This window comes from Ornithinicoccus sp., assembly GCF_057176825.1.
The window spans coordinates 3,542,829-3,561,107 of the sequence record NZ_CM169976.1 but is presented as its reverse complement, the minus strand read 5'-3'; the positions used below and the strand labels follow the sequence as shown (position 1 = coordinate 3,561,107).

The window sequence follows — 18,279 nt, the reverse complement described above, 5'->3', positions numbered from 1 at the left end:
GCAGGTCGTGGGTCAGCCGTCGGCGCGGATCAGCTCGATGTCGAGGTGGATCAGGATCTTCTCGGAGACCAGGACACCGCCGGACTCCACGGCGACGTTCCAGGTCAGGCCCCAGTCCTTGCGGTTGATCTGGGTCGAGGCCTCGACCCCGGCCCGGAAGCCGCCCCACGGGTCGTCGGAGGTCCCGATGAACTCCAGGTCGAAGGTGATCGGCCGGGTGATGTCCTTGATCGTCAGGTCGCCGGTCAGCGCGGTCTCGGTGATCTCGGTGGACCGGAACGTCATCGCGGGGTAGGTCTCGGTGTCGAAGAAGTCCCCCGATCGCAGGTGGGTGTCACGGTCGGTGTTGCGGGTGTCCACGGACGCGAGGTTGACCTCGGCCTCGACCGAGGAGGCCTCGAACGGGTCGCCCACCAGTACGCGGGCGGAGAACTCGCTGAAGGTGCCGCGGACCCGGGCCACCATCATGTGCCGTGCGGTGAAGCCGACCTCGCTGTGCGCAGGGTCAACCGTCCAGACGCCCGGGGTGAGATCCTTCAGGCTCACTGGCTCCTCCTGGGGATCGCGGGACCTGCGGGGGCGTCAACCTACCATGATAAACTTGACCATTCAATAACCAGATCCTGAGTTCTGGTTGGTCGGTACGATGACCCATCGTCGTGAGTCGGCGCAACCCCTGGCGAAAGAGGTAGATGGAGATGGGCCGAGCGGCCGAGCACGAGTCACCGTGGCTCAGTGCTGAGGAGCAGCGCAGCTGGCGCGCGTTCCTGCGGGGCCAGCGACTCCTGAACGAGGCGCTGGACGAGGCCCTGTCCGTCGCGGGGATCCGGTTGACCGAGTACGAGATCATCTCGATGCTGTCCGAGGCCCCCGGCGGGCGGCTGCGGATGTCGGTGCTGGCGGGCCAGGTGGTCCAGTCCCGCAGCCGGCTGACGCACACCGCGACCCGACTGGAGCAGCGCGGCTGGGTCGAGCGCCGCACGTGCCACGAGGACCGGCGGGGCGTCGAGCTCACCCTCAGCGCCGCCGGACAGGCCGCGTTGGAGGACCTGTCGCGGGTCCATGTGGCCAGTGTGCGGGCCAACCTGGTCGACCTGCTGGAGCCGGCCCAGTTCGCCGCGCTCGGGGAGGCGATGCAGGTCGTCGTGGACGCGCTCGACGTCGCGGGACTCACCGACTCCGCCCAGGACCCGGTCCGCGCGGCATCCGGCCAGGAGCTGACCGACTCGGCTTGAGACACTGGTCGGGTGAGTCCCTCCCACGACACCCCTGACACCCAGAGCCAGCACACGGCATACCCCGATGACGCACCCGCCTCCACGTCCGCGATGGCACGCGCCCGCGCGGTCATCCCGGGGGGTGTGAACTCCCCGGTCCGTGCCTTCGGGTCCGTCGGAGGGACGCCACGGTTCCTGCGGTCGGCGTCCGGGGCCTGGCTCGAGGACGTGGACGGCCGCCGCTACGTGGACCTGATCTGCTCCTGGGGCCCGATGGTCCTGGGGCACGCCCACCCCGACGTCCTGGCGGCCGTGACGGACGCCGCGGCCCGCGGGTTCAGCTTCGGCACGCCCAGCGAGAACGAGGTGGCGCTCTCCGAGGAGATCGTCTCCCGCGTCGACCCGGTCGCGCAGGTGCGCCTGGTCAGTTCCGGCACCGAGGCGACGATGAGCGCGCTCCGCCTGGCCCGCGGATTCACCGGACGACCGGTGGTGGTGAAGTTCGCCGGCTGCTACCACGGGCACGTCGACGCACTCCTGGCCTCGGCCGGCTCCGGGGTGGCGACGTTCGCGCTGCCGGACTCCCCGGGTGTGCCGCCGAGCAGCGCCGCGGAGACCATCGTGCTGCCCTACAACGACGTCGCCGCCCTGGAGGCTGCCTTCGCCGAGCGCGGCGACCAGATCGCCGCCGTGATCACCGAGGCGGCCGCCGGCAACATGGGCGTCGTCCCGCCCGCACCGGGGTTCACCGCGGCCCTGCTGCGACTCACCCGCGCCCACGGTGCCCTCCTCATCTCCGACGAGGTGATGACCGGGTTCCGCTGCTCGGCCGCCGGGTGGTTCGGCGTCGAGGGTCCGTATGCCGAGGGGGCGCCGGACCTGTTCACCTTCGGCAAGGTGATGGGCGGGGGGTTCCCCGCCGCCGCCTTCGGCGGGCGGGCGGACGTGATGGCGCACCTGGCGCCGGCGGGCCCCGTCTACCAGGCCGGCACGCTGTCCGGGAACCCGGTGGCGACGGCGGCCGGACTGGCGACGCTGCGCGGGTGCACCCCCGAGGTCTACGACCGGCTGGCCGTGGCGGCCCGGGCCATCGCGGACGGCGTCACCGAGACGTTCACCGCCGCCGGCGTGCCGCACCGGATCCAGTGGGCCGGCTCGATGTTCAGCGTCTTCTTCCGTGACGGGGAGGTCCGCGACTACGACGACGCCCGCGACCAGGACTCCGCGGCCTTCGGGCGCTTCTTCCACGGCATGCTGCGCCGCGGGGTGCACCTGCCGCCCAGCTGTTTCGAGGCGTGGTTCGTCAGCGCGGCGCACGACGACCGGGCCGTCGACCACGTCCTGTCGGCCCTGCCGGGGGCGGTCGCCGACATGCTCGGCGGGGACCCAGGGTGATGGGAGACAATCGCGCCATGACCGGATCGAGCCGCACCGTCGTGCACCTGTTGCGCCACGGCGAGGTGCACAACCCCGAGGGCGTCCTCTACGGCCGGTTGCCCGGCTTCCGGCTCTCTGTGCTGGGGCAGGAGATGGCCGAGCGGGTCGCCGAGCACCTCTCCGGTCGCGACATCGTCCACCTGGTGTCCTCACCGCTGCAGCGGGCGCAGGAGACGGCCGCCCCCAGCGCCCGGGCGCTGGGTCTGGAGCCGGAGCTGGACGAGCGGGTGATCGAGGCCGCCAACCACTTCGAGGGCCTGACCTTCGGCTCCGGCGAGGGCCGGCTCACCAACCCCAGGCACTGGCGCTACCTGCGCAACCCGCTGGTGCCGTCGTGGGGGGAGCCCTACCGGCAGATCTCGGTCCGGATGCTCGCCGCGGTGGACGCCGCCCGTCGGGCCGCCCGCGGCCACGAGGCCCTCATCGTCTCCCACCAGCTCCCGATCTGGACGCTGCGGCGCACCGTCGAGGGCGCGCGGCTGTGGCACGACCCGCGGTCCCGGGAGTGTGCCCTTGCCTCCCTGACCACCCTGACCTACCAGGGGGACGAGCCGGTCAGCCTGGACTACTCCGAGCCGGCCGGCGACCTGGTCGCCCGGGCCCGCCCCGGCGCCGGCGCATGAGGCGACGCGCACCCGCCCTGCTCGCGACGGTGGCCCTGGCCCTGGCCGGGTGCTCCGGCGGTGACGGCACGATCGCCGAGCAGGCCAGGGCCGGCGACCAGAAGGGCTACATCTCCGGGGACGGCACCGTGCAGCAGGTGGCCGCGGCCGACCGGGAGATCCTCGTGGAGTTGTCCGGCAGCACCCTGGACGGGCAGGACTGGGACTCCACCGACCACCGCGGCGAGATCGTGGTCATCAACGTGTGGGGCTCCTGGTGCGGGCCGTGCAAGGCCGAGGCCCCCGACCTGCAGGCCGCCTTCGAGCACTTCGAGGACGCCGGCGAGCCGGTCCAGTTCATCGGCGTGAACGACCGGGACGGCGTCGCCACGGCGAAGGCCTTCGAGGAGGCGATGGGCATCGGCTACCCGTCGCTGGCCGACGACGGTGGGCAGACGTTGGTTGCGCTCCAGGGCTGGGCCAACGCCCGGCCCAGCACCCTGGTGCTGGACCCGGAGGGCAGGATCGCCGCACGGGTCCTGGGACAGGTCGACCAGAGCACTCTGGTCGCGATGGTCGAGGACGTGCTCGCGGAGTGAGTGAGGTCGTCGTCGCGGGCCCGCTGCTCCTGGCCCTGGGCCTGGCCGTGCTCGCCGGGCTGGTCTCCTTCGCCTCCCCGTGCGTGCTGCCCCTGGTGCCCGGGTTCCTGGGCTACATCACCGGGATGTCGCCGGAGCCGGTGGCCGGTGGTGCCGCGCGGGGGCGGGGCCGGTTGCTCGTCGGGGCGGGGCTGTTCGTGCTGGGGTTCAGCGCCGTCTTCATCCTCATGGGGGTGGCGGTCTCCGGGCTGGGCCTGGCCATGCAGCAGCGCCAGGACCTGTTGCTGCGTCTCGGCGGGGTCCTCGTGCTGGCGCTGGGCGCGGTCATGGTGTGGTCCCCGACCGCCAGCTGGCGGCCCCGCTGGCGCCCCGCTGCGGGACTGGCCGGCGCGCCGCTGCTCGGTGTCGTCTTCGGACTGGGCTTCAGCGCCTGCACCGGCCCGGTCCTCGCGGCCATCCAGACCCTGGCGGCCTCGCTGCCGCCCTACGACGACGGGGTGGTGCGCCGCGGCCTGGTGCTCTCGGCCGCCTACTGCGTCGGCCTGGGACTGCCGTTCCTGCTGATTGCCGCCGGGCTCGGGTGGGTCAGCCGCGTCTCCCGGTGGCTGCGGGACCGGCACCGCCTGGTGCAGACCGCCGGGGGAGTCGCGCTCCTGCTGCTGGGCCTGCTCATGGTCACCGGTGTCTGGGAGCAGGCCACGGCCTGGGTGCAGAACCGGTTGACCTCGACCTTCACCACGGTGCTCTGATGTCCGACTCGACCATCACCCAACCGCGCCTGGGGTTCCTCGGGTGGCTGCGCTTCGCCTGGCGCCAGCTGACGAGCATGCGGACCGCCCTGGTGCTGCTCCTGCTGCTGGCGGTCGCCGCCATCCCCGGGTCGATCTACCCGCAGCGCGGCATCGACCCCGTCCGGGTCCGGGAGTACCTGGAGGAGAACCCCACGGTCGGCCCCTGGCTGGACCGGATCGGGATGTTCGACGTCTTCTCCTCGCCGTGGTTCGCCGCGATCTACCTGCTGCTCATGGTGTCGCTGGTCGGGTGCATCCTGCCCCGGTCCCGCCAGCACGTGCGTGCGCTCCGGGCCCAACCCCCGAGGGCACCGCGCAACCTCAGGCGACTGCCGGCATACCGCACCGCCGTGATCCCGGCCACCGAGGAGGAGGTGCTGGCCGCCTCCCGGTCGGCCCTGCGCTCCCGCCGCTACCGGGTGCGGCGGGACGACCGGCCCGGGGAGCTCTCCGCCGAGGGCGGCTACATGCGGGAGACCGGCAACCTGTTCTTCCACGTCTCGCTGCTGGCCGTCATCGTCTCCGTCGGGGCGGGGCACCTGCTGGGCTGGCGCGGGGAGATCATCCTGCCCGAGGGGCAGACCTTCACCAGCACCGTGGGGCGCTACGACACCCTGCAGACCGGGCCCTGGGTGGACCTGGACGACATCGAGCCGTTCGTGCTGACCCTGGACGACCTGCGGGTCGAGTTCGAGGCCGAGAACGAGGAGCAGCTGGGCCAGCCGCGGGTCTTCAGCGCGTCGGTCACCACTGCGCCCGCACCCGGGGAGCCGAGCAGCCAGGAGACGCTTGAGGTGAACTACCCGTTGAACCTCGGCGGGCCCTCGGTGTTCCTGCTGGGCAACGGGTATGCCCCGGTGGTGACGGTGCGCGACGCCGACGGGGAGGTCGTCTACCAGCAGGCCACCCCGTTCCTGCCGCAGGACGACCTCTACGCCTCGACCGGCGCGATCAAGGTGCCCGGCGTCGAGCCCAACCTGGGGTTCTACGGCTACTTCCTGCCCACCCTGGAGTTCGACCCGGAGCTGGGCCCCGTCTCGGTGTACCCCGACCTCCTGGCGCCGGCCCTGGTGCTCGGCGTCTATGAGGGAGACCTCTTCCCGGAGGGGCGGGCGCAGTCGGTCTACACCCTGGACGTGAACTCGATGGACGAGGTGTTCGACGACGACGGGGAACGCACCCGGGTGTTGCTCAGGCCCGGGGACACCGTCGAGCTCTCCGGCGGCCGCGGCTCGATCGAGATGTCGGAGGTGGTCCGGTGGGGCGGGCTGGCCGTGCGGCACGACCCCGGGCGGATCCCGGCGCTGGTGAGCTCTGTCGTGCTGCTCGCCTCGCTGATGGCGATGTTGCTGGTCCGGCGGCGCCGGCTGTTCGTCCGGGTGGCCCCTGACCCGGACGGGCGCGCGGGTCATACTGTGGTGGAGGTCGCGGGCCTGGCCAAGGGCTCGGACGCGACCCTGCAGGACGGCGTCGACGCGCTGTACGAACGGATCACCGACGCGCTGGGAGCACCCGACCCCGGCGCCGGCACGAAGGACGAGGCATGACCAGTCAGCAGATGGCGGACACCGCCAACCTCGCGCTCTACGTCACCCTGCCGGTCCTGACCCTGGCGATGCTGGCCTTCGCCATGCACCTGGCCGTCCAGACGCGCGGCAGCGGGGTCTCCCGGGACCGCGAGCTGGCGCTGGCCGGCGGTACGGGTGCCGCCGGCGACGCCCGGGTCGGCGAGCCTGCTGAGGCTGAGCCTCCGGTCGCGGAGCCAGGGGCCGGTGAGCCCGCCGACGCGGCAGGGCCCCCCAGCCGCCGCTGGGGCATCATCGGGCTGCAGCTGACCTGGCTGGGCACCTTCGGCCTGATCGTCTCGATCGCGCTGCGGGGGCTGGCGACCGAGCGGCCGCCGGTGGGCAACATGTTCGAGTTCGCGCTGATGGCCGCGGCGTTCATGCTGGTCTTCTACTCGCTGTGGTCGCTGCGCTCCGAGCGCCTCTGGCTGGGGCTCTTCGTGACCGGGCTCTCGCTGCTCATCCTGGGCGTCGCCGTCGCGAACTGGTACACCCCCGCCGGTGCCCTGCTCCCGTCGCTGAACAGCAAGCTGTGGCTCGTCGTGCACGTCGTGGTGGCCACGCTGACCATCGGGTTGCTGGCGCTCGGCTTCCTCACCGCACTGCTCTACCTGCTCAAGGAGCAGGCCGGACGGACCGGGCGCCCCCAGTGGCGCTGGCTGGGCGCCCTGCCGACCCCGCGCAAGCTGGAGCAGTTCACCTACGGCATCCACGTCGTCGGCTTCCCGCTGTGGACCTTCACCGTGATCGCCGGTGCCATCTGGGCCGAACACGCCTGGGGCCGCTACTGGGGCTGGGACCCCAAGGAGGTGTGGTCCTTCGTCATCTGGGTGGTCTACGCCGCCTACCTGCACGCCCACGCCACCACCGGGTGGACGGCGCGCAGGACCACGTGGGTGGCCGTGGCGGGCTTCACCTGCATCATCCTGAACTACACCGTGGTCAACACGTTCTTCGTCGGCCTGCACTCCTACTCGGGGCTCTGAGGCCGCGCGATGGTGAACTACACGATCTGGCGCCTGCTGATCTTCGCGCTGTTCCTGCTGGCGCTGCTCTGGCTGGGGGTGCCGCAACTGTGGGCCCTGGTGTTCGCCGCGCTGTTCTCGATGGTGACCTCGTTCTTCCTGCTGGCCCGCCCGCGCGAGGAGATGGCACGGCAGCTGGAGGCCAGGGTCGCGCAGAAGCGCGCCGAGCGGGAGCAGAAGCTCGCCGGGCAGCGCACCGACGAGGACGACGAGGACGACGAGGCCGAGGGTCGCGGGCCGGGCCGCATCTGACCCGACCCGGGCCGCGTGGGACCCGGGTGATCCCCCGGGGCTACTCGTTCTCGCCCTGGACCACCGGGTTGCGGGCGCCCAGCTCGGCGTCCATGCGCAGCAGGCCGGACCCGTCGTCGCCGATCAGCTTGAGCCGGTTCACGATCTCACCGACCGTGGACTCCTCCTCGACCTGCTCGTCGAGGAACCAGTGCAGCAGCGGCCGGCAGTCCAGGTCGCCCTCGGCCTCGGCGAGGCGGTAGAGGTCGCGGATCGCGGCGGAGACGTGCTCCTCGTGCGCCAGGGAGGCCTCGAACGCGTCCAGGGCCGTCGCGACGTTCAGCTTCGGCCCCTCGATGGTGCCGATCTGGGGCGAGGAGCCCCGGTCGAGCATGTGCGCGATGAACTTGTCGGCGTGGACCCGCTCCTCCTCGGACTGGGCCCGCATCCAGGACGCCATGCCCGTCAGGTCGAGGTTCTCCAGCTCGATCGCCAGCTGGAGGTAGGTGGTGGCGGCGGACAGCTCCATCGTCACCTGGTCGGACAGTGCGGCCTCAAGCTTCTCGGGAATCTGCATGGTCCCGAAACTACACCGCGGGCCACCGGCCGTCAGCCTTGGCCAGGCTCACCTGAGCACGCCCGGACTCGTGCATCCGGCCCTCGGCCTCAAGCCGGGTCACCCGCGCCACGTTGCTGGGCGACCAGGTGCTGCGCCTGCGCCGCGGCGTGGTCCGTTGCACGTAGCTGTCGTCGTCGCGGCGGCGGGTGAGCCCGTCGATCCAGCCGAAGCACAGCGCCTCCAGCAGGGCGTCCTCGTAGGTCAGGCTGGTGACCTGGCCCCCCTTCTTGTGCAGCACCAGCCATACGCCGGGGGAGTCGGCGTGGTGCTCGGCCAGCCAGGCGCGCCAGGCGGAGGCGTCGGGGACGAGCAGTTCGGGGAGTTCCTCGGCCATAAACCCGACGATAGCGGCGCGCCTGGATCTCGCGTGGAGGATAAAGGGGCCTATAGGCCCCAAGAGTTACCACGCGAGATTGATCCGGCGTGCGTATGCCGTGAGGCAGGTCAGGCGGACAGTGCCAGGCCGAGCGTGAGGAGGGCCGCGTAGGCCAGCTGGACCTGGCCGGTGCCACCGAGGACCGGGATCAGGTCGCGTCCGTCCGCACCGGTCAGTACGCGGCGGGCGGGGGACCACGCCAGCGGGAGCGCGACCAGCGCCAGCAGGCTCCACGGGTGCACCAGGGCGGCCCCGGCGGCGGCGAGGAAGGCACCGGCGAGGAGCACGACATACAGCCAACGGGTGCGGGGGGCACCCAGGCGCACGGCCAGGGTCCGCTTGCCCGCGGTCGTGTCGCCGGGGATGTCGCGCAGGTTGTTGGTGACCAGGATCGCGCAGGCCAGGAATCCGACGCCGCACGCGCCGGCCCAGGTGGCGGCGTCGAGGGCGTGCGCCTGGGTGTAGGTCGTTCCCAGCACCGCGACCAGCCCGAAGAACACGAAGACCGCGACCTCACCCAGGCCCCGGTAGCCGTAGGGGCGCCGCCCGCCGGTGTACTGCCACGCGGCGACGATGGCGACGGCCCCGACCAGCAGGAACCACCAGGACTCCGACAGCGCCACCAGCGCCAGCCCGGCGAGCGCAGCCAGCCCGAAGCAGGCGAACGCGGCCGCCTTGACGCTGGCGGGCGCGGCCCGGCGGGAGCCGACCAGCCGCAGCGGGCCGACCCGGTCCTCGTCGGTGCCCCGGATGCCGTCGGAGTAGTCGTTGGCGTAGTTCACCCCGACCTGCAGGGAGAGCGAGACCACGAGCGCGAGCAGCGCCAGCGCGGAGTCGGCGGACCCGAGGGTGTGGGCCGAGCCGGTCCCGACAGCGACGGGGGCGACGGCGGCAGGAAGGGTCCGTGGGCGCGCACCGGCAACCCACTCAGACAGCGTCGCCACCGGGTCAGATACCCCGCAGGAAGTCGGGGTCGTCGTCCGGGCCGCGGGGGCCGGGAGGCGGCTGGCGGCGCAGTAGGGACTCCCGGGGACGCCCGGCGATGAACCAGGTCACCCCTCCGGCGATCGGGAAGAGGAGGCACACCAGGACCCAGACGACCTTGGGCAGGTTGCGGATCTTGTGGTCCTCGGTCTGGATGGCGTCGACGGCGCAGTAGATCGAGAAGGCCAGCACCAGCACGGCCAGGATGACACGGGGCACGGGACTCCTCCTCCACTCGGTCAGGACCTCGTCTGACCTCCCATTCTGCCATCTCCGGCGGCCAGGAGCGCAGTCAGGGTCACCCGGTCCGGCTTGCCCGACGGCAGGAGCGGCAGGGTGCCCACCGCCAGGGCCTGTCGGGGCAGCGCGTGCGCGGGCAGCCGGTCCCGCAGCGCCGCCCGGACCGAGGCCGTCAACCGCTCCGGACCGGCGGCTCCGGACGGCCGCGGTGCCTGCTCCTCATCGACCACGACGGCGGCGGCGACCCGCTGCCCCCACTCGGGGTCCGGCACGCCCAGGACGACGGCGGCCCGCACCCACGGCAGCCCGAGCAGCGCCGACTCCACCTCGGCGGGGGCAACCTTGAGCCCCCCGGTGTTGATGACGTCGTCGATCCGGCCCAGCACCCGCAGCCGCCCGGTGGCCGGGTCCAGCTCGCCCAGGTCGTCGGTCGTGAACCACCGCACGCCGTCCTCGTCGGTGCCGAACCGCTGCGCGGTGAGCTCGGGCATCCCGAGGTACCCGGCGGCGACCACCGGCCCGCCCAGCCGGACCCGCCCGTCGTCCGCCAGGACCACGCGCACGCCTTCCAGCGGGGAGCCGTCGTGGACGCACCCACCGCACGTCTCGGTCATCCCGTATGTCGTGACGACAGCGACGCCGTGCGCGTCCAGGGCGTCGCGGGTCGGGTCGGGCAGCGCCGCGCCCCCGATGAGGACGGCGTCGTAGGACGCCAGTGCCTGAGCCGCCGCAGGATCGGCGAGCACGCGGGACAGCTGGGTCGGCACGAGCGAGGTGTAGTGGCGGACCGACGGGTCCATGCGGGCCGTGGCCTCCGCGAACGATGCGGCGGTGAACGGCCCCGGCGGCACCACGACGGGGACGGTGCCGGCGAGCACCGAGCGGGCCAGCACCTGCAAGCCCGCCACGTGGTCGACCGGCAGCGCCAGCAGCCACTGTCCGGGGCCGCCGAGGCGTTGCTGGGTGGCCGTCCCGGATGCCCGCAACGCGGCCGCGGTCAGCGCCACGCGCCGGGGGGAGCCGGTGGACCCGGAGGTGGCCAGCACGACCGCCGGCGCCTCGGAGCCGCCCTCCAGCCGCTCCCGGATCGCGTCGAGCAGCTGGTCCGGCACAGCGTCGGGTGGCACGTCGAGCGGTGCGGGCGGCGTCACCCGGCCAGCGTAGGGGGCGGAAACGGCGGCGGCGCCGGACCCCCTGGGGATCCGGCGCCGCCGCGCTCAACGGGTGGGACTCACTCGTTGAGGCTGTTCATGTCGACGTACCACTCGCCGTCGATCAGCTGCAGCCTGATCTCGGTGTCGCCGAAGCCCTCGGCGAAGACGTCGGAGAAGTTGTCGCGGCCCACCGTGGCGGTGTCGCCGGAGACCGTGGCGCCGTTGATCTCCATCGACTCGATGATGCTCACCATCTCGGGGGTGAACATGTCGCCCACCATGCCCGGGATCAGGTCCACACACATGTCGTAGTTGGACTGGTTGTCCTTCAGGGGCGTGGTGTTGTCGCCCAGGAAGTCCAGCATCATGTCGCAGACCTGCTCGTCACCGCTGACGAAGGCCACGAACCACTCCTTGGTGCGGTCGGCAGCAGCCTGCTCGTCGCCGGTGGCCTCGCCGCCGGCGGAGTCGTCCGCGCCGTCGGAGGTCTCGGCCGCGTCGTCCCCGGGGGCGTCCTCGGTCTCGGTCGAGTCGTCCTGGCCGCCGCCGATGACGGAGTCCTCGGTGGTCTCGGCCGCGTCGTCCTCCGTGGCGTCGTCGGTCTCGGCCGCCGCGTCGTCGGTCTCCTCGGCGGTGTCCTCGGTCGCCTGCTCGGCCGGCTCGACGACCTCGGCGCCGTCGTCGTCGCTGCCGCAGGCGGACAGCAGCAGCACGGGAACAGCCAGAGCGCTAACAAGTGCGCGTCGCATAATGGATTTCCTTCCCCCACATTCGGGTTTCATCGGTCGGGCCATTGTTTCATGGGTGTGTGCTCGGCGAATAATCGCGAACAACCCTGCGACGTGCACCGATGGCGAACGGCTCCCAACTCGTGGTGTGATGTCGATCTCATTCCCCAGGGGGCTCTCAGAAGAACCAGGGGAAGCCTCGCACCATCCTTCCGGCCGCGGTTGACCCAGCTCCCGGCCGCCTCGGCCTCAAGCGTGTCCCATCGGTCACCGACGACGACCGTCGGCTTGGTGAAGAGTCCCGCCCGGTCGGCAGCACGATGGTACTCGGGCTCCTCGTCGCCGAGCCCGTTGAGACCCAGCCCGAACTTCACCGTGCACCACGACCGGCCTCGATAGTCGAGCTGCACCTCCCGCCCATCCAGCGGCGGGGGAGTCCTCGAAGTCGCTCCGGAATCTGGCGAGTGACTGGACACGGGCGGCATCGAGATCCCGAGTGAAGCGGGTGCGGCGGGTCTGAGTAGCTCAGGGCCGGAGCCCTTTCCTCACCCGCTCCAACTCGGTCGTGGTCAACGGCCCCGGCACGGCGATGGACCGCCACCTTGATCTGTGAGGATTCACGTCTGCGAGCCCGAGGAGGGCCAAGACTGAGTCACTGTGCAGGTACGCCCCCTCACCTGCCCGCAGGAGCGCTTCAGCGAACTGGTCGTAGGCCGTGGGCTGTATCCGGCACTCGGTACAAGCCGTAGGCGACGTTCACCAGGCCACCCCGAGCGGCGAACCGCGCAAACGTGGTTGCCGTTGCTGATGGCCGTTGGTCGTCCTGCCACATTTTTGCCACATCGCGTCGGGCGGTCAGGTGTCGAAGCGCTTCTTCGCGATCTTGCGCAGGAAGTCCTTCTGCAGCCTCTGCTTGGTTCGGAAGAAGTACAGGTCGGAGCGGGACAGGGCGTTGTCTTCGGCCTTGGCTCGGAGTAGTTCCAGCGTGCAGCACAGGTCCGCCGCTTGGAAGAGTCGATAGTCGTGCGGCTTGACCCTCCGGAACTCGACGTCGAAGAAGAAGGCGTTGAGCACGGCGTTCAGCGTTCGCGAGACCTCGGTCTGGCCGTTGTCGTAGTAGGCGATGACCTTGTCGAAGGACAGCATGTACTCGGCGTTCTCCCGCAGGAACTGTCCGAGTTGACGGGCGAGCGCACCTTCGAGCCTGAGTGCGTCGCCGAACTCCTTCTTCCTGAAGACGAAGTGCCGGTAGGCGATGGTGGCCTTCCATGTGAACGCCATGAACCTGGTGAAGATCGCCTTCCGCGCGGCGATGTCCAGGCCGCGGTAGCCCTCTTCGCCGCGGATGGCGGCTCCGGAGTGGACGACGTGGCCGGGGAAGCCCAAATCGGTCAGTGATGTCTCAAGTACGCCGACTTCCTCGGCGATGCTGTGCCGCTGTTCGTGGAGCACGATAGAGAGGACGTAGTAGCCCGTACGGGCTGAATCGAAGTGGCCGGACTCATCAATGAAGATGCTGAGTTCGGCCACGAGCCCCCTTGAGAAAGGAATGGCGGGGGATTACCCCCGCCTCCATGTGGGTCTAGACGTCACCGCCAACCCAGTGAGGCCTACCTTAGCACGATGTTAGCCATGCGGGGAGCGCCGAGATGTCACGTCGCCCTGCTCCGGGCCAAAGCCCGCTCTCCGCAGCGGAAAATCAACTCGAGGTGTGTGACCAGCCACGTCAGCATCCGACGAGCCCGAAGAACTCAATGGACAAGCTTCGTAGATGTTGTCGCCGGCGCGATGGACGATCTGCGGTGAGTCGATGATCGGGCGTCGCGACCAGTACATCCAGTCGGCCCAGTACTCCTCGAACGAGATGCACAAACGCGCCGTATCAGAAGTACCAGGGAAACGCCGACCAGTCGGGGTCGCGCTTCTCCAGGAAGGAGTCGCGTCCCTCCACGGCCTCGTCGGTCATGTAGCCCAGCCGGGTCGCCTCACCCGCGAACACCTGTTGGCCCATCAGCCCGTCGTCGACCAGGTTGAACGCGAACTTGAGCATCCGCTGGGCGGTGGGGGACTTGCCCAGGATCTCCCGGGCCGCGGCCAGGGACTCCCGCTCCAGGTCGGCGTGGTCGAACACCAGGTTCACCGCCCCCATCCGGTGCATCTGCTCGGCGTCGTAGGTGCGGCCCAGGAAGAAGATCTCCCGGGCGAACTTCTGCCCCACCATCCGGGCCAGGTAGGCCGAGCCGTAGCCGGCGTCGAAGCTGCCCACGTCCGCGTCCGTCTGCTTGAACCGGGCGTGCTCCCGGGAGGCGAAGGTCAGGTCGCACACCACGTGCAGCGAGTGCCCGCCGCCGGCCGCCCACCCGTTGACGACGGCGATCACCACCTTCGGCATGGTCCGGATGAGCCGCTGCACCTCCAGGATGTGCAACCGGCCCCCGGCCGCCTTGACCCGCGCCTGGTCGACGGTGTCGGCGGTCTCTCCCTCGGCATACTGGTAGCCCGAGCGTCCCCGGATCCGCTGGTCGCCCCCGGAGCAGAACGCCCACCCGCCGTCCTTGCTGCTCGGTCCGTTGCCGGTGAGCAGGATGACGCCGACGTCCGGGGTCATCCGGGCGTGGTCCAGCGCGCGGTAGAGCTCGTCCACGGTGTGCGGGCGGAAGGCGTTGCGCACCTCGGGCCGGTCGAAGGCGATCCGCACCACCCCGGAGTCGGCGCCCTCCCCGGTCGCCCGGTGGTAGGTGATGTCGGTGAAGTCGAAGCCGGGCACCTCCTGCCAGTCGGCGGGGTCGAAGGTAGCGGACACGTCCTGTCCGGTGGGGTCGTTGGCGGGGGTTTCCTCGGTGCTCACGGTTCCCGAGGATAGGTGCATGGCTCTGAAGTGGTACACCGTCGTCGTCGACTGTCACGACCCGCACGCCCAGGCCCAGTGGTGGGCGCGGGTGCTGGACTACCAGGTGGTGCACGAGTCCGAGGACGAGGTCGTGCTGGTCCCCGGGTGGTTGGAGGAGGACACCTGGCAGGAGATCCCGTGGGAGCGGCGCAGCCAGGGGCTGGTCTTCGTCCCCGTCCCCGAGGGCAAGCAGGTGAAGAACCGGCTGCACCTCGACCTGGCCCCGCACACCAGTCAGGACCGGGACGCCGAGATCGCCCGGCTGGAGGACCTCGGGGCCACCCGGGTCGAGGTGGGGCAGGACGCCTCCGTCTCCTGGACCGTGCTGGCCGACCCCGAGGGCAACGAGTTCTGCGTGCTGTCCTCCCGCGACATGTGAGGCCGGTCCGGCAGGGCACACTGCCGGTATGCCGTCCGTCACCGTCCCCCCACCCTCGCCGGAGGAGTTGGTCGCCGTCGCGACCGTGGTCGCGCTGCCGATGCGGGTGCGCTTCCGCGGGGTGGCGCAGCGCGAGGCGGTGCTGCTGGGGGGTCCGTTGGGGTGGGCCGAGTTCGCGCCGTTCCCGGAGTACGGCGACGCCGAGGCTGCCCGGTGGCTGGCCGCCGCCGTCGAGGCGGGATGGACCGGGTGGCCCGATCCGGTCCGGGACCGGGTGCCGGTCAACGCGACCGTCCCGGCTGTCGGGCCGGAGTCGGTGGGGGAGGTGCTGGCCCGCTACGACGGGTGCACCACCGCCAAGGTGAAAGTGGCCGAGCGGGGGCAGTCGCTGGCCGACGACGTGGCCCGGGTCGCGGAGGTGCGGGCGGTGCTGGGGCCGGCCGCACGGGTCCGGGTCGACGCCAACGGCAACTGGACCCCGGACCAGGCGAGGGAGGCGCTGACCCGACTGTCGGCATACGGGCTGGAGTATGCCGAGCAGCCGTGCGCGGAGGTGGCCGGGCTGGCGCAGCTGCGGCGGGAGCTGGCCCGGGACGGCGTGGACGTGCCGGTCGCGGCCGACGAGTCGATCCGGCGCGCCGAGGACCCGCTGCGCGTGGCCCGGGAGGGTGCCGCCGACCTCGTGGTCGTCAAGGTCCCGCCGCTGGGTGGCGTCGCCGCGGCCCTGCGGGTCGTGGAGGACTGTGGCCTGCCCGCCGTTGTCTCCAGCGCGCTGGACACGTCCGTGGGGATGGCGGCCGGGGTGGCGCTCGCGGCGGCCCTGCCGGAGCTGGAGCACGCCTGCGGGCTGGGGACCGTCGAGTTGCTCGCCCGCGACGTCGCGCACCCCTCGCTGGTCCCCGTCGGCGGGTCGATCGCCGTCGCCGCCGCACGGCATACGGTCCGCGGCGACCTGGCCCTCGACGAGGCGGTGCTGGCCCCGCCCGACCGCCGCGCCTGGTGGCTCGATCGGCTCGCCCGCTGCGCATCCCTCCTCCAATTTTCGTAGCGGGTTTGACGTCCCTACCCGCATTTTCGTAGCGATTCTGTCGCCCATCACCCCAGGTTTTACCTGCCCGAAACATCCGTCACGTCCCCGAAACACCACCGCGCGGCCGGCGAAACATCGCGGGAGTTGACTCCGGCCACCGGTGCGGGCCCGTCCGCACCGGCCGACGGGTGCGACCCCTGCGCACCCCCTGATTCGCTGGAGGCACAAGATGGAGCTGACTGCAGGCGACGTCTGGGTGATGGTGTCGGCGGCTCTCGTGCTGCTGATGACTCCCGGGCTCGCGTTCTTCTACGGCGGCATGGCCCGGGCCAAGGCCGCCCTCAACATGATGATGATGAGCTTCGTGTCCATCGGGCTCGTGGGCGTCGTGTGGGTGCTGTGGGCCTACTCGATGAGCGGCGGGGAGGGGATCCTCGGCGGCCTGTCCGGTGACCCGACCGCGTTCTTCGGCCTGAGCAACCTGGTCGGCACGACCGACCTGATCGGCGTCGGCTTCGGCGCGACGTTCGCCATCATCACGGTGGCCCTCATCTCCGGGGCGGTCGCCGACCGCACCAAGTTCAGCGCCTGGATGGTCTTCGTGCCGATCTGGGTGACTCTCGTCTACGCCCCGCTGGCCTACATGGTCTGGGGTGGCGGCCTGCTCGGTGAGGACGGCCTGGTCGGCCGCACCTTCGGGGTGGCCATCGACTTCGCCGGCGGCACCGTGGTGCACATCAACGCCGGCCTCGCCGCGCTGGTCCTGGTCTATGTGATCGGCCGCCGCAACGGCTGGGCCCCCGGCTTCCACCGGCCGCACAACGTGCCGTTCGTGATGCTCGGCGCCGCGCTCCTGTGGTTCGGCTGGTTCGGCTTCAACGGCGGGGCCGCGGGCTCGGCCGAGGAGCTCGGCCTGATCTGGGTGAACACCCTGGTGGCCCCGGCCGCCGCGATGATCGCCTGGAACGTCACCGAGGCGATCCGCGACGGTAAGCCGACCGCGATCGGCGCCGCGTCCGGTGTGGTGGCCGGCCTGGTCGCCATCACCCCCGCCTGCGCCAACCTGAGCCCCGTGGGCTCGATCGTCCTCGGCATCCTCGCCGGTGTCGGCTCCTGCCTGGCGATCGGCCTGAAGTACCGCTTCGGCTATGACGACGCGCTCGACGTGGTCGGCGTGCACCTGGTGGCGGGCCTCATCGGCACCCTGGCCCTGGGCTTCCTGGCCCTGCCGATCGACGGCGTCGGCGGCGGCCTGTTCTACGGCGGCGGCGCCGACCAACTGGTCGCCCAGGTCGCCGCCACCGTGGTGACCTTCGTCTACACCGGGGTCCTGACGCTGCTGATCGCGCTGGCCATCGCCAAGACCATCGGGTTCCGCGTCTCGCCCGAGGACGAGGCCCGCGGCGTGGACCTGTCCGAGCACCGGGAGATCGCCTACGTCTTCACCGACGACGCCCCGGTGGAGCAGGACTACCTCGCCGACGCCCCCGCGGACGCGGACGTGGAGGAGGGCAAGCCCGTCTCCGTCTGACCGGAGCTTGCAGCACCCCACGACGAAGGACCCCCGGCACGTGGCGCCGGGGGTCCTTCTCTGTCGGTCAGGGCACGGCACCGTATGCCGTGTCCGTCGCCTCGCGCGTCAGCCCTGGGGCTGCGCGTCGAGGGACTCGAGCAGCTGGACGAGCAGTCGGCGCAGCTGCGCGCGGTCCTGCTCGCTCATCGTGGCGGCCGCGTCGGCGGCTGCCTTGCGGCGTGCGGCGCGGATCTCTCGGGTCACCTCGGTGCCCCGCTCGGTCAGCGTCAGCAGCACGGCCCGCCGGTCCTGGGGGTCGGGGGTGCGCTGCACCAGCCCGGCCTCCTGGAGGGAGTCGACGACCTCGGTCGCCGACCGGGCCGCGATCTGCAGCCGCTCGGCCAGGGCACTGACCCGCAGGCCCTGTGCGCCCTCGGGGGCGCGCTCCGTCCGCTCGGCGCCCTCGGGGGCGCGCTCGGCTCGGTGGCCGCGTCGGCCGCCACGGCCGTGGCGACCCCGCTCGCGCCAGGCGATGGCCTGGAGGGCGCGGGCCTGGTGGGGCGACAGGCCCCACGGCGCGGTCTCGACGGCTGCTCCCCGGCGCAGCCGGCGGGCCAGGTGCATCACCAGGTCCAGCTCGGTGAGCTCGGGGTCGTTGAGGTCCAGCTCGTGACGGTGGCGGCGCCCGTGGCGCTCGCGGCCGTCGTGCAGGTCGTGGTTCTCGTTCTTGTGGTTCATGGGTTTCTCCCCTCACGTGGCGCCTGATGGTGCTCTGTTGATGCGTGGCTGCCACTGGGGCATAGCGTAGCAGACTTGCGGGGTAACCACAAAATGAGGTAACCTCTGTATCGACAACGAGAGTTCGGCCGGCACCGATGACCGGCCACGAGACAGAGAGG

General features: G+C 71.4%; 20 protein-coding genes and 1 pseudogene. 11 read left to right on the top strand and 10 right to left on the bottom strand.

The window, feature by feature from the left end; translation table 11 throughout:
- Positions 1–12 precede the first annotated feature (12 nt).
- Entirely contained in the window at positions 13–546 is a 534-nt protein-coding gene (locus AC1QRC_RS17780) for a YceI family protein (RefSeq protein ID WP_484204567.1), read from the bottom strand.
- 146 nt (positions 547–692) lie between these two features.
- On the opposite strand from AC1QRC_RS17780, the gene AC1QRC_RS17775 reads away from it, so the two are divergent.
- The 8 genes from AC1QRC_RS17775 to AC1QRC_RS17740 all read left to right on the top strand — a co-directional run bounded on the left by AC1QRC_RS17775 (position 693) and on the right by AC1QRC_RS17740 (position 7,488).
- Positions 693–1,235, top strand: a complete 543-nt coding sequence (locus AC1QRC_RS17775; protein ID WP_484204566.1) for a MarR family winged helix-turn-helix transcriptional regulator — start codon at positions 693–695, stop codon at positions 1,233–1,235.
- A 93-nt stretch (positions 1,236–1,328) separates the two neighbouring features.
- Positions 1,329–2,612 carry a glutamate-1-semialdehyde 2,1-aminomutase gene (hemL, locus tag AC1QRC_RS17770; protein ID WP_484206682.1) on the top strand — a complete coding sequence of 428 codons (1,284 nt, stop codon included), beginning with the start codon at positions 1,329–1,331 and terminating at the stop codon, positions 2,610–2,612.
- A 17-nt stretch (positions 2,613–2,629) separates the two neighbouring features.
- On the top strand, positions 2,630–3,277 hold the full coding sequence (locus AC1QRC_RS17765) for a histidine phosphatase family protein (RefSeq protein ID WP_484204565.1): 648 nt from the start codon (positions 2,630–2,632) through the stop codon (positions 3,275–3,277).
- Complete coding sequence (locus AC1QRC_RS17760; RefSeq protein ID WP_484204564.1) at positions 3,274–3,855, top strand: TlpA family protein disulfide reductase; 582 nt, start codon at positions 3,274–3,276, stop codon at positions 3,853–3,855. The genes AC1QRC_RS17765 and AC1QRC_RS17760 overlap by 4 nt, the downstream gene beginning before the upstream one ends.
- Positions 3,852–4,604, top strand: a complete 753-nt coding sequence (locus AC1QRC_RS17755; protein WP_484204563.1) for a cytochrome c biogenesis CcdA family protein — start codon at positions 3,852–3,854, stop codon at positions 4,602–4,604. The genes AC1QRC_RS17760 and AC1QRC_RS17755 overlap by 4 nt, the downstream gene beginning before the upstream one ends.
- Positions 4,604–6,193, top strand: a complete 1,590-nt coding sequence (gene resB, locus AC1QRC_RS17750; protein ID WP_484204562.1) for a cytochrome c biogenesis protein ResB — start codon at positions 4,604–4,606, stop codon at positions 6,191–6,193. Before AC1QRC_RS17755 ends, resB begins: the two co-directional genes overlap by 1 nt.
- Positions 6,190–7,197 (top strand): c-type cytochrome biogenesis protein CcsB, encoded by a 1,008-nt coding sequence (gene ccsB, locus AC1QRC_RS17745; protein ID WP_484204561.1) that lies wholly within the window; start codon positions 6,190–6,192, stop codon positions 7,195–7,197. Before resB ends, ccsB begins: the two co-directional genes overlap by 4 nt.
- A gap of 9 nt (positions 7,198–7,206) precedes the next feature.
- Positions 7,207–7,488 carry a DUF4229 domain-containing protein gene (locus AC1QRC_RS17740; protein ID WP_484204560.1) on the top strand — a complete coding sequence of 94 codons (282 nt, stop codon included), beginning with the start codon at positions 7,207–7,209 and terminating at the stop codon, positions 7,486–7,488.
- A gap of 40 nt (positions 7,489–7,528) precedes the next feature.
- On the opposite strand, the gene AC1QRC_RS17735 is transcribed toward AC1QRC_RS17740, so the two are convergent.
- The 8 genes and pseudogenes from AC1QRC_RS17735 to AC1QRC_RS17700 all read right to left on the bottom strand — a co-directional run bounded on the left by AC1QRC_RS17735 (position 7,529) and on the right by AC1QRC_RS17700 (position 14,416).
- On the bottom strand, positions 7,529–8,044 hold the full coding sequence (locus tag AC1QRC_RS17735) for a ferritin (protein WP_484204559.1): 516 nt from the start codon (positions 8,042–8,044) through the stop codon (positions 7,529–7,531).
- Positions 8,045–8,060: 16 nt separating this feature from the next.
- Positions 8,061–8,420, bottom strand: a pseudogene (locus tag AC1QRC_RS17730) (YdeI/OmpD-associated family protein); the annotation flags it as partial.
- A gap of 110 nt (positions 8,421–8,530) precedes the next feature.
- Positions 8,531–9,406, bottom strand: coding sequence for a 1,4-dihydroxy-2-naphthoate polyprenyltransferase (locus AC1QRC_RS17725; RefSeq protein WP_484204558.1), 876 nt, complete (start codon positions 9,404–9,406; stop codon positions 8,531–8,533).
- A 4-nt stretch (positions 9,407–9,410) separates the two neighbouring features.
- A complete protein-coding gene (locus tag AC1QRC_RS17720; RefSeq protein ID WP_484204557.1) occupies positions 9,411–9,665 on the bottom strand; it encodes a PLDc N-terminal domain-containing protein in 255 nt (84 codons plus the stop codon).
- A gap of 20 nt (positions 9,666–9,685) precedes the next feature.
- Positions 9,686–10,837: an o-succinylbenzoate--CoA ligase gene (menE, locus tag AC1QRC_RS17715; RefSeq protein WP_484204556.1), complete on the bottom strand. Its 1,152-nt coding sequence runs from the start codon at positions 10,835–10,837 to the stop codon at positions 9,686–9,688.
- Between the two features lie 80 nt (positions 10,838–10,917).
- On the bottom strand, positions 10,918–11,553 hold the full coding sequence (locus AC1QRC_RS17710) for a hypothetical protein (protein WP_484204555.1): 636 nt from the start codon (positions 11,551–11,553) through the stop codon (positions 10,918–10,920).
- Positions 11,554–12,423: 870 nt separating this feature from the next.
- Positions 12,424–13,098, bottom strand: a complete 675-nt coding sequence (locus AC1QRC_RS17705) for a DUF3800 domain-containing protein (RefSeq protein WP_484204554.1) — start codon at positions 13,096–13,098, stop codon at positions 12,424–12,426.
- 352 nt (positions 13,099–13,450) lie between these two features.
- Positions 13,451–14,416 (bottom strand): 1,4-dihydroxy-2-naphthoyl-CoA synthase, encoded by a 966-nt coding sequence (locus AC1QRC_RS17700; RefSeq protein WP_484204553.1) that lies wholly within the window; start codon positions 14,414–14,416, stop codon positions 13,451–13,453.
- A 19-nt stretch (positions 14,417–14,435) separates the two neighbouring features.
- On the opposite strand from AC1QRC_RS17700, the gene AC1QRC_RS17695 reads away from it, so the two are divergent.
- From AC1QRC_RS17695 to AC1QRC_RS17685, 3 genes are all read left to right on the top strand, one after another.
- Positions 14,436–14,837, top strand: coding sequence for a VOC family protein (locus tag AC1QRC_RS17695; protein ID WP_484204552.1), 402 nt, complete (start codon positions 14,436–14,438; stop codon positions 14,835–14,837).
- Positions 14,838–14,865: 28 nt separating this feature from the next.
- Positions 14,866–15,885: an o-succinylbenzoate synthase gene (locus AC1QRC_RS17690; RefSeq protein ID WP_484204551.1), complete on the top strand. Its 1,020-nt coding sequence runs from the start codon at positions 14,866–14,868 to the stop codon at positions 15,883–15,885.
- Positions 15,886–16,096: 211 nt separating this feature from the next.
- Positions 16,097–17,398, top strand: a complete 1,302-nt coding sequence (locus tag AC1QRC_RS17685; RefSeq protein ID WP_484204550.1) for an ammonium transporter — start codon at positions 16,097–16,099, stop codon at positions 17,396–17,398.
- A 108-nt stretch (positions 17,399–17,506) separates the two neighbouring features.
- On the opposite strand, the gene AC1QRC_RS17680 is transcribed toward AC1QRC_RS17685, so the two are convergent.
- Positions 17,507–18,118, bottom strand: a complete 612-nt coding sequence (locus tag AC1QRC_RS17680; RefSeq protein WP_484204549.1) for a MarR family winged helix-turn-helix transcriptional regulator — start codon at positions 18,116–18,118, stop codon at positions 17,507–17,509.
- Positions 18,119–18,279: the final 161 nt, after the last annotated feature.

What these genes read in the sequence shown, in the direction of transcription:
- AC1QRC_RS17775 (WP_484204566.1), top strand. Translation starts at nt 693, where the DNA reads ATGGAGATGGGCCGAGCGGCCGAGCACGAGTCACCGTGGCTCAGTGCT.
- hemL (WP_484206682.1), top strand. Translation starts at nt 1,329, where the DNA reads ATGGCACGCGCCCGCGCGGTCATCCCGGGGGGTGTGAACTCCCCGGTC.
- AC1QRC_RS17765 (WP_484204565.1), top strand. Translation starts at nt 2,630, where the DNA reads ATGACCGGATCGAGCCGCACCGTCGTGCACCTGTTGCGCCACGGCGAG.
- AC1QRC_RS17760 (WP_484204564.1), top strand. Translation starts at nt 3,274, where the DNA reads ATGAGGCGACGCGCACCCGCCCTGCTCGCGACGGTGGCCCTGGCCCTG.
- resB (WP_484204562.1), top strand. Translation starts at nt 4,604, where the DNA reads ATGTCCGACTCGACCATCACCCAACCGCGCCTGGGGTTCCTCGGGTGG.
- ccsB (WP_484204561.1), top strand. Translation starts at nt 6,190, where the DNA reads ATGACCAGTCAGCAGATGGCGGACACCGCCAACCTCGCGCTCTACGTC.
- AC1QRC_RS17740 (WP_484204560.1), top strand. Translation starts at nt 7,207, where the DNA reads ATGGTGAACTACACGATCTGGCGCCTGCTGATCTTCGCGCTGTTCCTG.
- AC1QRC_RS17735 (WP_484204559.1), bottom strand. Translation starts at nt 8,044, where the DNA reads ATGCAGATTCCCGAGAAGCTTGAGGCCGCACTGTCCGACCAGGTGACG.
- AC1QRC_RS17695 (WP_484204552.1), top strand. Translation starts at nt 14,436, where the DNA reads ATGGCTCTGAAGTGGTACACCGTCGTCGTCGACTGTCACGACCCGCAC.
- AC1QRC_RS17690 (WP_484204551.1), top strand. Translation starts at nt 14,866, where the DNA reads ATGCCGTCCGTCACCGTCCCCCCACCCTCGCCGGAGGAGTTGGTCGCC.
- AC1QRC_RS17685 (WP_484204550.1), top strand. Translation starts at nt 16,097, where the DNA reads ATGGAGCTGACTGCAGGCGACGTCTGGGTGATGGTGTCGGCGGCTCTC.
- AC1QRC_RS17680 (WP_484204549.1), bottom strand. Translation starts at nt 18,118, where the DNA reads ATGAACCACAAGAACGAGAACCACGACCTGCACGACGGCCGCGAGCGC.